Origin of the sequence: Allobosea sp. TAB14 (assembly GCF_052113865.1) — a bacterium.
GTDB lineage: Bacteria > Pseudomonadota > Alphaproteobacteria > Rhizobiales > Beijerinckiaceae > Allobosea > Allobosea spartocytisi.
Window position 1 is genome coordinate 23160 of sequence record NZ_JBFRDQ010000019.1, and the last position, 10585, is coordinate 33744.

Annotated in this window: 10 protein-coding genes; 7 read left to right on the top strand and 3 right to left on the bottom strand. The window is 67.5% G+C overall.

Going from position 1 to position 10585, the window contains the following annotated elements; genetic code table 11:
* Nucleotides 1–21: 21 nt before the first annotated feature.
* Complete coding sequence (gcvA, locus tag AB4Y99_RS04660; RefSeq protein ID WP_441522541.1) at nucleotides 22–954, bottom strand: transcriptional regulator GcvA; 933 nt, start codon at nucleotides 952–954, stop codon at nucleotides 22–24.
* Nucleotides 955–1057: 103 nt separating this feature from the next.
* On the opposite strand from gcvA, the gene AB4Y99_RS04665 reads away from it, so the two are divergent.
* Entirely contained in the window at nucleotides 1058–1276 is a 219-nt protein-coding gene (locus AB4Y99_RS04665; RefSeq protein WP_038363236.1) for a YjiS-like domain-containing protein, read from the top strand.
* A gap of 90 nt (nucleotides 1277–1366) precedes the next feature.
* Entirely contained in the window at nucleotides 1367–1606 is a 240-nt protein-coding gene (locus AB4Y99_RS04670) for a hypothetical protein (RefSeq protein WP_441522542.1), read from the top strand.
* On the opposite strand, the gene AB4Y99_RS04675 is transcribed toward AB4Y99_RS04670, so the two are convergent.
* Together AB4Y99_RS04675 and AB4Y99_RS04680 are read right to left on the bottom strand one after the other, a co-directional pair.
* Nucleotides 1603–2748 (bottom strand): glycosyltransferase, encoded by a 1146-nt coding sequence (locus tag AB4Y99_RS04675; protein WP_441522543.1) that lies wholly within the window; start codon nucleotides 2746–2748, stop codon nucleotides 1603–1605. The genes AB4Y99_RS04670 and AB4Y99_RS04675 overlap by 4 nt on opposite strands.
* The gene (locus tag AB4Y99_RS04680; protein WP_133565511.1) at nucleotides 2745–3359 is read right to left on the bottom strand and encodes a MarR family transcriptional regulator; all 615 of its coding nucleotides are present in this window, start codon (nucleotides 3357–3359) and stop codon (nucleotides 2745–2747) included. Before AB4Y99_RS04680 ends, AB4Y99_RS04675 begins: the two co-directional genes overlap by 4 nt.
* A gap of 326 nt (nucleotides 3360–3685) precedes the next feature.
* On the opposite strand from AB4Y99_RS04680, the gene AB4Y99_RS04685 reads away from it, so the two are divergent.
* From AB4Y99_RS04685 to AB4Y99_RS04705, 5 genes are all read left to right on the top strand, one after another.
* Nucleotides 3686–5443, top strand: a complete 1758-nt coding sequence (locus tag AB4Y99_RS04685; RefSeq protein ID WP_441522544.1) for a type I secretion system permease/ATPase — start codon at nucleotides 3686–3688, stop codon at nucleotides 5441–5443.
* A complete protein-coding gene (locus tag AB4Y99_RS04690) occupies nucleotides 5440–6795 on the top strand; it encodes an HlyD family type I secretion periplasmic adaptor subunit (RefSeq protein ID WP_441522545.1) in 1356 nt (451 codons plus the stop codon). Before AB4Y99_RS04685 ends, AB4Y99_RS04690 begins: the two co-directional genes overlap by 4 nt.
* A 281-nt stretch (nucleotides 6796–7076) precedes the next feature.
* Nucleotides 7077–7736 (top strand): calcium-binding protein, encoded by a 660-nt coding sequence (locus AB4Y99_RS04695; RefSeq protein WP_038363243.1) that lies wholly within the window; start codon nucleotides 7077–7079, stop codon nucleotides 7734–7736.
* A gap of 147 nt (nucleotides 7737–7883) precedes the next feature.
* Complete coding sequence (locus AB4Y99_RS04700) at nucleotides 7884–10178, top strand: glycosyltransferase (RefSeq protein ID WP_441522546.1); 2295 nt, start codon at nucleotides 7884–7886, stop codon at nucleotides 10176–10178.
* Between the two features lie 5 nt (nucleotides 10179–10183).
* On the top strand, nucleotides 10184–10585 hold a 402-nt coding region (locus tag AB4Y99_RS04705; RefSeq protein ID WP_441522548.1), incomplete at its 3' end, for a class I SAM-dependent methyltransferase.

Below are 10585 nucleotides of genomic sequence, written 5' to 3' on the forward strand. Positions count from 1 at the left end.
ACTTTCAGCGGAACGACGCGGTCATCCCGGGCCGGCCGCGAGGCGATGGGCTGCCGCCTCGTCGCGGAGCCATTGCCGGAACGCGGCGATCGCCGGCCGCTGCGCCGACGCCTCCGGGCAGACCAGATAATACTGGTGCGGACCCCTGACCTGATCCGGGAAGGGCCGGACCAGACGGCCGGCATCGAGATAATCCCCGATCAGGACATTGGTCGCGAGCGCCACGCCCTGTCCCGAGGCGGCAGCCTGCAGGGCGAGAAAGGTATGCGAGAAGCGCGGCCCATGGCTCGCGTCGATCTGCGACATGCCCACCGCCGCGAGCCAGCGCGGCCAGGTGACGAAGTCGGGGATTCCCTCCGGGATCTCGTGCAGCAAGGTGTGATGGCTGAGATCCGCCGGCTCGCGCAGCGGCCGGGCCGGATCGCCGAGCAGGGAGGCGCTGCAGACGGGAAAGAAATTCTCCTCCATCAGGAGATCCGCCCGCAGGCCCGGATAGCCGCCGCGGCCGGAGCGGATCGCCACGTCCACGTTCTCGCGGGCGAAATCGGTCAGGCTCACCGAGATCTCGACCCGCACCTCCAGATGGGGCTGGCGCTCCTTCAGGGAGCCGAGCCGGGGAATCAGCCAGTTCAGGGCGAAGCTCGGCAAGGTGCTGACGGTCAGGACATTCGGCGTCTCCGGGCGCAAGGCCCGCGCCGTCGCTTCGTTGAGCTGGTCGAGCGCCTGCGAGACGGTCGCGGCATAGCGCTCGCCGATTTCGGTCAGGGCCACGCCCTTGCTCGGCAGCCGAATGAAGAGCGGGCGCCGCAGCCAGGTTTCGAGCGCCCTGACATGCTGGCCGACAGCACTGGCGGTGACAGCCAGCTCATCGCCCGCCTTCTCGAAATTGCGATGCCGGGCGGCAGCCTCGAAGGCGCGCAAGGAGGCCAATGGCGGAAGATGGCGGCGGCTCATGACAGGCCAAGCTCAACTTGGGCAATGCGAAGAACTTCGCATTTGCTTGACGCCGCGGCAAGGCGCAGATTCCCGGGCAATCAAGTCACCTGAGAGGCATGCCATGTTCGCAAGCCCAGCCACAGCCCAGCTTTCCCTTTCCCATCGCTCGCGCGGCGGCGCCCTGAAACTCCTGCTGCAGCTCGAGGCCTGGCTCGATGCGAGGGCGAGCGCGCGCGCTCTCTATGCGATGGACGAGCGCGGCCTGTCCGATCTCGCTCTGTCGCGCAGCGATGTCGAGCGCGTCAACGCCGACGCCCGCCGGCCGGCCGGAACGGCCTGAGGCGATCGGCGCGGAAAGAGGCCGGCAGTGAAGCGAGGCCGCACGCGGCGCTCGCCGCCGGTTGCGGCGTCGGCATCGCCGATAGCGCGGATGCGCGACGGCCACGGCCTCGTCTTCCGCAGCTTCCGGCCGGCGATACGGGTTCCGATCTTCCTGTTTCGCCAACGCGGACGGCCGACCGGCGAGCTGGTCGAGGCCTTCAGCGCCGCCTCAAGCCCCCGCCGGCCTTTCGCGGCGCGCCGGCTGAGGTCGGGCTGCCCGAGTATTTTCCTCATGCGCATTGGTATCGATCCGCTTCGCCCGAAAATGCTCGCGCGCAGCAGCGGCTAGCCGCTCAGCCTGTGAATCCAGCCGATCTGGCGGTCCACGCAACGCTCGCGTTCATATCCGGCCCGGATGGTTTCGCGTGCGGCGTGGCGCAGAGGCGCCATCGCGGGGGCGTGCCGCAGCGCCTCGCCGATGCGCCGCGCCAGTAAGGCGGGGTCGTCGAACGGGGCGAGCAGGCCGTTGATGCCGCCGCGCACCACCTCCCTCACCGGCGGCGTGTCGGAGGCGACGACGAGGCAGCCGCAGGCCATCGCCTCCAGCAGCGACCAGGACAGCACGAAGGGGACCGTCAGATAGACATGTGCCGCCGAGACCTGGAACAGCCTGATCAGTTCGTCATGAGGCAGCCAGGGGATGTGCACGATGCGATCGGCCAGGCCGGTTTCCGCCAGCATCGCTTCGCGCCAGACGCGACCATCGTCGCGCGGGCGGCCATAGCCCGCCCCATCGCCACCGACAGCCACGAAGATCAGGTCCGGATCGCGTTCCGCCAGAATGGCGGCGGCGCGCATGAACTGGGGATAGCCGCGATAGGGGTCGAGGTCGCGCGCGACGAAGGTGACGACCGGCGCGCCCGGCACGAGCTCGCGGCCATCCGGCAAGGTGAAGCGCGCCTGCGGCTCGGGCCGGCAGAGTGCGGTGTCGATCCCGTCATGGCAGACGGCGATGCGCTGACGATAGGCTGTGGGATATTGCCGGCGCTGCCACTGCGTCGGGGCGTAGGCCGCGTCGAGCGTGTCGAGAGCGAGGAGCTGCGCGGCGTTGCGCATGCGGATGCGCTGCCGCTCCGCCAGGGGGATCGGCGCGGTCGCACCGAAATCCAGATCCGATCCGGAACTGCGGTAGTAATATTCGCAGTAACCCATCAAGGCGGCGTCCGGCAGCGCGTCGCGCGCGAAGAGAAGCCCGCCCCAGCCAGTGTGCCCGATCACGACATCGGGCGGATCGGTCGTCTTCAGGGACGCCATCATCTGCGCAACGGCCTCCCCGGTGCGCAGATGATAGTCGGTGGCGGCAAGCGCCGGGTGCTGTGTCGATGCTTCCCCGACCGCATAGGTCAGTTGCCGCACGCCGGCCTGCTCCTGCGCAGGGCGTTCGGTGATCAGCGTGACCTCGTCGCCCTGGGCGACGAGGCTCGCGATCAAAGAAGCGAACTGACCAGATCCTGCACGATGAACGAATAGGATATGCATGAGGCCAGTAAGACACCGCCGTAACGGAGGGAATCGTTCCACCACTGCTCCAGACGGCGCAGGGTTTCGTGAGTCGTCAGGAGATCGGCCTCGGTTCCGTTCTCGGAGCGTTGGCTGAACTGGCTGGTTTCGTCGAGCAGGCGCAGCCGCTCGCAGAGCATCTGCCCCTTGGGCGAGAGCGAGATCTTGGCCAGCCGGCGGTCGCGTGGCGACGCCGTTCGATCGAGATAGCCGCTCTCGACGAGCTGCTTGAGATTATAGGAGGCGTTCGAGCCCCCGTAATGCCCGCGATCCAGCAGGTCGCGGACCGCGATCTCACCTTGCCCGATGGTTAACAGAATCATCACCTGCGCAGGTGAGATGTCCTCGATGCCGAGCTTGCCCAGCTCGAGGCGCAGATAGTCGAGAAATCTTCGGCTCACGCGCTCGATGACACGGGCCAGATCAAAGGCGGAAAGCCTTCGCTCGGGACCGTCCTCGAGATCGCCATCGCCGTTGGGCTGGTGATGGCCGTTCAAGGATCTGCCTGAAAATTGCCCGCCGCCATGCAATTTGAAGTGCATTCCTTACCCCGTCTGATCGAGTTTTGGACAATCCACCCTTTTTTCTCCCTTTCCCCAGTGAAGCCTATGGCAAAGCACGTGCCATACTGCGTGGCCAAAAGATAAGAATTTATCAAACGTGAATTAGATGGAAACTACTTCGAATTTCGAAATATCCCATAATCACGCCGCATTTGCTGAGTCGCTGCGTGAGGAGATAGAGTTCTAATCTGTCATAATCTTGACACTCCGCGCATATCACGTTCCCAATGCTGACGCTTGGTCGGCGTCGCCCAATGGTGACGTCATCCTTCTGGCTCGGCAACCCTCGCTTTCCGGAGATAGGAATGAAGGCTGTGCAGACCGCCTCCGACGCCTTGGTCAGGGATTTGCAGCGGTCGTTCGTGGGCGGCCTCGGCTATGCCGGCTCTCTCAGCCTGTGCGTGAATCTGCTGCTGCTGACCGTCCCGCTCTTCATGATGCAGGTCCAGGACCGCGTGACCGTCAGCCACAGCTACGACACGCTGACGATGCTGCTCGTCGTCGCGGTGGGGGCGCTCGCGCTCTATGGCACGATCGAGTTCATCCGCTCGCTGACCTTCCAGACCATGGCCAGCATCTTCGCGCGCCGACTCAACCTGCCGGCCCTGCAGGCGGCGGTGAGCGCCTCGCTCGAGCAGGGTTCGGGCCAGGCGACGCAGGCGATCCGCGATCTCAACGACATCCGCTTCTTCATCGCGAGCTCGGCCATCGCGACGCCGCTCGAAGCCGCCTGGTCGCCGGTCTTCCTCGCCGTGCTGTTCGCGCTGCACCCCGTCTACGGGCTGGTCGGGCTGGCCTCGCTGATCATCCTGCTGCTGCTCGGGGTGCTGTCGGACATGCTGACCCGCCGGATCCTCAAGGAGGCCAACGAGGCCGGCGTCGCCAGCATCAACGAGGTCGGCTCCAGCCTGCGTCACGCCGAGACGATCGAGGCGATGGGCATGCTGCCGGCGCTGTCGCAGCGCTGGCGCGGACAGCAGCTCGTCATGATCGAGCAGCTCGACATGGGCACGCGCCGCGCCAAGTTCATCGCGGCGCTGACGCGCTCCTGCCGGATGACGATGCAGCTGGCGGTCTATGCCACCGGCGCCGTGCTGATCATCCGCGCGGAGGTCACGGCCGGCACGCTGATGGCGGCAAGCATCCTGCTCGGCCGGCTGCTGGCGCCGTTCGACTCGATGATCACCGACTGGCGGCAATGGGTGCTGGCCGCGACCGCCTGGAAGCGGGTGCGGGAGCTGGTGCTGTCGCGCAGCTCGCAGCGCCAGACCGTGCCGACGCCGCCCTGCCAGGGCGATCTGGTGGTCGACCGCGTGATCTTCGCTCCAGCCGGCTCCGAGCAGACCGTGATCAAGGGCGTGTCCTTCTCGCTGGAGCCGGGCGAGGTGCTTGGCATCGTCGGACCGTCGGGCGCCGGCAAGTCGACGCTGGCCCGGCTTCTCGTCGGCGTCCTCAAGCCGAATGCCGGCGGCGTCTATCTCGACGGCCACAGCACCTATCTCTGGGAGCGCGGCTCCTTCGGCGCCATGGTCGGCTATCTGCCGCAATCGGTCTCGCTCCTGAACGGCACGATCGCGGAGAACATCGCGCGCATGCGGACCCCCGACCCGCATGCGATCCTCGAAGCGGCGCGCATCGCCGGCGTGCATGAGCTGATCGGCCGGCTGCCGCTCGGCTACGACACTAGCGTGGCCGACAGCGACTTCAAGCTGTCCGGCGGCCAGCGCCAGCGCATCGGCCTGGCGCGCGCGCTCTACGGGCTGCCGCGCCTGATCGTCCTCGACGAGCCGAACGCCAATCTCGACGCCGAGGGCGAGCAGAGTCTGATCCGCGCCGTGGCGGCCGCGCGCGAGAGCGGGGCCATCGTCATTCTGATCGCGCACCGCCCCTCGGTGATGCAGGTCGTCGACAAGCTCCTCATCCTGAAGGACGGCCGCGTCCAGCAATTCGGCCCGCGCGCGGCGATCGCCGGCATGATCACGCCCGGCGGGCGCGTGGAGATCGAGCCGGCCGCGGCGAATGCCGCCCCATCCGCTCCGTCCGTTCGCGAGGTGAAGGCGTGACCGGAAACTCCCTGATCAAACGCCCCGAAATGCTGCCTGTCGCCTCCGCCGCGTGGCAGGAACCGGAGGAGCGCGTGCCGAGCCTGCGCAGCCTGGTTCTCGCCGGGGTGGCGGCGATCGGTGTCGGCTTCGGCGGCTTCGGCGCCTGGGCGGTCACGGCCCGGCTCGACAATGCCGCCGTGGCGAGCGGCGTCGTGGCCGTCGACAGCAAGCGCAAGACGGTCAGCCATCTCGAAGGCGGCATCCTCAAGACCCTGCTCAAGGCCGAAGGCGAGCGGGTCGCCAAGGATGAACCGCTGCTGCGGCTGGAGGATGCCCGCGCCCGCGCGGAATTGCAGCAGCTCGAGGCGAAGCGGATCGGGCTGGAGGCGAAGCTCGCCCGCCTCCGGGCCGAGCAGGCGAATGCAGCCGAGGTCGACTTCCCCGACATCGTCGAGCGGGGAGAGAGCCCGATCGCGCGCGAGGTGCTGCGTGCCGAGCTCACGCTGTTCAAGTCGCGCGCGCAGGTCCATGACGGCAAGATCAACATCCAGCAGCGCGTCATCGAACAGCATCAGGCCGAGTCCGAGGCGCTGAACGCGCAGATCGACGCCACCATCCGGCAGCGCTCCCTGATCGACGACGAGGTCCGGATTCTCACCGATCTCTACGAGAAGCGCTACGCCAAGCGCAGCCAGCTCGTCGAGCTGCAGACCCGGCAGAGCGAGCTTTCCGGGCGGGCCGGCGAATTCGCCGCGCGCAAAGCCAAGGCCGAGCAGGCCGTGGCCGGCGCCAATCTGGAGATCCTGTCGATCAGCCTCGAGCGCCAGAACCAGATCGCCGGCGACATTCAGGAAGCCCAGCTGGCGCTGTCGGAGGTCATCGAGCGCATCGTCCAGGCGCGGGACGTGTTGCGCCGCCTGATCGTGACCGCTCCTCAGGAGGGCATCGTCACCAATATCCGCATGCGCACCGCCGGCAGCGTGATCACGGCCGGCGAGGCGATCCTCGACATCGTGCCGGAGAACGAGCCGTTGATCGTCGAGGCCAAGGTCGACCCGCGCGATATCGACGTGGTGCGCGTCGGGGCGCCCACCCGCGTACGATTGACCGCGTTCAACTCGCGGACCCTGCCGCCGCTGGAGGCGAAGGTGACTTATGTCGCGCCGGACCAGCTCGTCGACGAGAAGTCCGGCGTTGCCTATTTCGTCGTGCGCGCCGAGATCGATCCCGACAGCCTGAAGGGCCATAAGATCGTGCTGCATGCCGGCATGACCGCGGAGGTCATGATCGTCAACGGCGCGCGCCGCGCGATCGATTATCTGATCTCGCCCTTCACCGACAGCTTCAACCGGGCATTCCGCGAGGATTGACGCGACCCGAGGCGAGGAGCGGATGGCGAGGGATATTTCAAAATTGGAAGTATATTCTCGGGATTGTCGGAAGAATTGCCGAATAAAATGAAGTCTAAATTTTTGTGCATCGCAAAATAGTCATAATAAAAAGCTTGCTGCGACGCACGCATTGAGTAATCCTCTAAGAGTCGAGCGACGGCGTGACGCTTGCGATGCTGTCGGAACCGTTCCCGGACACAGGATTTGCGGCCGGATTTCCGGACAGGTCCGGGTTCACCAGATCGCTTAGGAGGTGCCGAATGGCGACGATCGAAGGAAGTGCATTCGACGACTTTTTGATTGGGACTCGCTTCAGCGACGTGATCCACGCCGGCAACGGCGACGATTTCGTTCATGGTGGCGACGGGGATGATTTCATCTTCGGCGATAAAGGGGACGACGTGCTTTACGGCGACGAGGGCGACGACGCGCTCTTCGGCGGCAATGGCGACGACATCCTCTTCGGCGGCAATGGCAATGATGTCCTGTCCGGCGGCAATGGCAACGATGTCCTTCAGGGCGGCGCGGGAGACGATATTCTCCAGGGCGGCAAGGGGGACGACGTCCTGTATGGCGGCGACGGCAACGATGTGCTGATCGGCGGCGCGGGTGACGATATCCTCTTCGGCGGCGCCGGGGACGACGTCCTGATCGGCGGCGCCGGACACGATGTCTTCGTCTTCACCGGTGGCGGCGGCAACGACGTCGTCCTCGATTTCGAGGCGGGCACGGACATGCTGCAGATCGCGCATGACATCAACGGCACCGGCGTGGCGACGGCCGAGGACGTGGCGGCGCGTGCGACCACGGTCGGCGGCAACACCGTCATCGATCTCGGCCATGGCGACACCCTGACCCTCGTCGGCGTGACCGCCGAGGACATCCAGGCCGATCCGCACAGCTACTTCTCGATCGCCTGATCGTCCTGACGCGCGTGTCCGCCCGGCCGGCAGCGGCCGGGCGGAAGGCGACGCGCCCGACAACGCTCCGGAGCGCGCGGCTTCCCGGGAGGTGGATTTCCCTCTTCGCCGAGCGCTCCGGGACCCTCCGTGCGGCAGGAGAACCCCATGCTTTCACTTGCGCCCGCCGCCACGGCGGTGGCGGCCCCGACCCAGCTCGAGCTCCATCGCCTTGGTGGTTCGGTCTTCCTGCTCTGCTGGACGCTCGAAGCCTCGCCCTTCGGCAAGCCGTCGATCGCGCTGACGGGCGGCGGTCGTCGCCTCGCCGCGGCCTCGATCTCGCTGGGGCTGCGCGACGGGCGCGAAAGGCTGGCCGTCGCCTTCCGCTCCTCCGGCCATGACAGCATCGTCGCGACCCTCTCCGACCACGGCCCGCAGGGTGACGTGACCGCCGCCTTCGATCCGGCGCTGGTTCACGGCCTGGCCGATCCCGACGATGTCCTGAAGGACCTCACGCCGCGGGCCCGGCTGGCGCTCGCCAATGCGCTGGTGCGGGCCTGGCCGCCCTTGTTCAACCTCGCTGCGGTCCCGAGCTACCTGTCCTTTCTGCGCCAGCTTCTCCTGGCTCTCTTTCCCGAGCCGGCCGCGATGCAGCCCAGCGCGGCGCTGGTCGAGGGCCGATGGCTGTCCGAGACCGTCGTCCCCGCCAATCTCGACGCGCTGCGCACGGCGTTCCGCCTGGACGGCGCCGGCCTCACGCGCCTCGAGCTGCCGTCGCGCCTCGGCGCAGCCGATCGCAACGGCCAGCGCGAGCTTCACCTCGTACTGGAGGAGCCGCCGGTGCGCGGCGGCGGCCTGCTGATCCTGCAGAGCGAGCGCTCGCTCGTGGTCAGGACCCTGCCCGGGCGGCAAGCGGCGCCCTCGCTCGGCCGCTGGTGGGCAGGCAAGGCCGCGAGCCGCGACGGCCTGCGCAACTGGGTCATCGAGCAGCTCGCCGGCCTGTCCGAGCAGGGCCGGCTTCTCGCCGTCGAGATGCAGCGCCGGGCGCCTCTCGCCGTCCAGCATGTCCGCCGCAACGACGATCTGCCCGCCGCCGAGCTCGATCTCGCGGTCTGCAACCGGGCGGGCCTGCTGATCGGCGGCTATCTGCGCGATCCCGACGATCTCCTGGAGGAGGTGCTGCTGCATCGCGGCACCGGCGAGCCGATCGCCATGCTCTCGCGTCTCCAGCGCTTCCCGGTCAGGTTGCCGAGCGGGGCGGAAGGCGAGACGCGGGCCGCCATCGGCTTCGCCGCCTTCGCCCCGGACTATGCCGCCGGGGCGCCGGTGCTGCAGCCGCGCTGCGAGATCAGGCTGAAATCGGGGACGGTGCTGACGCTGCGCCCGCCCGTGCAGCCGGCTGACGCGGCCACGATCCGCGCGCGGGCGCTTTCGGCGATCCCGCCGCAATATCTCACCGGCGCGATGCTGGAGGAGACGCTCGCGCCGATCCTCGCCGCTTGCCAGGAGGAGTTGCGCGCGAATCGGCCGGAGCCTGAAGTAAAAACCTTCGGCCGTGGCCCGGCCCGGCCGAAAGCCTCCGTGGTGATCCCGCTCTACCGCGTCTATGATTTCCTGCGCGTGCAGGTCGCGGCCTTTGCAGGCGATCCCTGGTTCGCCGAGAACGCCGAGCTGATCTATGTGCTCGATTCTCCCGAACACGAGGCCGAGGTCGCGCATCTCCTGGGCGGGTTGCATCTCGCCTACGGCCTGCCGATGCAGCTCGTGGCGATGCGGCGCAATGGCGGCTTCTCGGCCGCCTGCAATGCCGGGGCGCGCCAGGCGCGCGGCGAGGCGCTGGCTTTGGTCAATTCCGACGTGATCCCCGTCGGCAATGGCTGGCTGCCGGCTTTGGTCGCAAAGCTCGACAAGCGCCGGCGGATCGGTGCCGTCGGCCCGAAGCTGCTCTACGAGGACGGCTCGCTGCAGCATGCCGGCCTTTTCTTCAAGCGCGACAGTAAAGGCACCTGGCTCAACCATCATTACTTCAAGGGCATGCCGGGCAGCTACGCGCCGGCCAGTGTCGAGCGCCCGGTGCCGGGCGTCACCGGCGCCTGCATCGTCATGGCGCGCGAGCTGTTCGGCGAGCTCGGCGGCTTCGACGAGAGCTATGTGATCGGCGATTACGAGGACAGCGATTTGTGCCTCAAGATCCGGCGCGCCGGCCTCGGCATCATCTATGTGCCGGATGTCGCGCTCTACCATCTCGAGCGCCAGTCGATCTCCAAGAGCACCGATTACACGCGCGGCGCCGCCTCCCAGCACAATGCCTGGCTGCAGATGCGGCGCTGGGACGCGCAGATCGCCGCGCTGATGCAGGCCTTCGAGACCTCGGCGGCCGAGCCCGCGCTGCTGCAGGCACAGGCGCCGAGCGAACCCGACCTTGTTCCCCGCTTCAGCTTCAGGAGAGCGACCGCGGCATGACGGCGATGACGGCCCTGAGACAGATCGCGCCCGAACCGGCGCCCGCGAGCGCCCCGGCCGGGCCGGAGCTCGACTGGCTGCTGGCCGGGCTCCAGACCAACCGCTTCATGCCGCATCCGCCGCCGGATTCGATCTTCGTCGGCGATGGCGACTATCGCGCCATCGGCGCCGAATTCCTCGGCCACTTCGTCCGGATCGGCCGGCTCATGCCGCATGAGCGCGTCTTCGATATCGGCTGCGGCATCGGCCGCATGGCGGTGCCGCTGACGCAGTATCTCGACCCCGAACGGGGCAGCTATGACGGTGTCGACCCGGTGATGGACGGCATCCTCTGGTGCGCCCAGACGATCACGCCGGCCTATCCGCGCTTCCGCTTCCAGCGCCTCGACATCGCCCACCCGCTCTAC

Bases quoted from the DNA above. Each gene is read 5' to 3' on its own strand.
- gcvA (WP_441522541.1), bottom strand. From the start codon at position 954: ATGAGCCGCCGCCATCTTCCGCCATTGGCCTCCTTGCGCGCCTTCGAG.
- AB4Y99_RS04665 (WP_038363236.1), top strand. From the start codon at position 1,058: ATGTTCGCAAGCCCAGCCACAGCCCAGCTTTCCCTTTCCCATCGCTCG.
- AB4Y99_RS04670 (WP_441522542.1), top strand. From the start codon at position 1,367: ATGCGCGACGGCCACGGCCTCGTCTTCCGCAGCTTCCGGCCGGCGATA.
- AB4Y99_RS04680 (WP_133565511.1), bottom strand. From the start codon at position 3,359: ATGCACTTCAAATTGCATGGCGGCGGGCAATTTTCAGGCAGATCCTTG.
- AB4Y99_RS04685 (WP_441522544.1), top strand. From the start codon at position 3,686: ATGAAGGCTGTGCAGACCGCCTCCGACGCCTTGGTCAGGGATTTGCAG.
- AB4Y99_RS04695 (WP_038363243.1), top strand. From the start codon at position 7,077: ATGGCGACGATCGAAGGAAGTGCATTCGACGACTTTTTGATTGGGACT.
- AB4Y99_RS04700 (WP_441522546.1), top strand. From the start codon at position 7,884: ATGCTTTCACTTGCGCCCGCCGCCACGGCGGTGGCGGCCCCGACCCAG.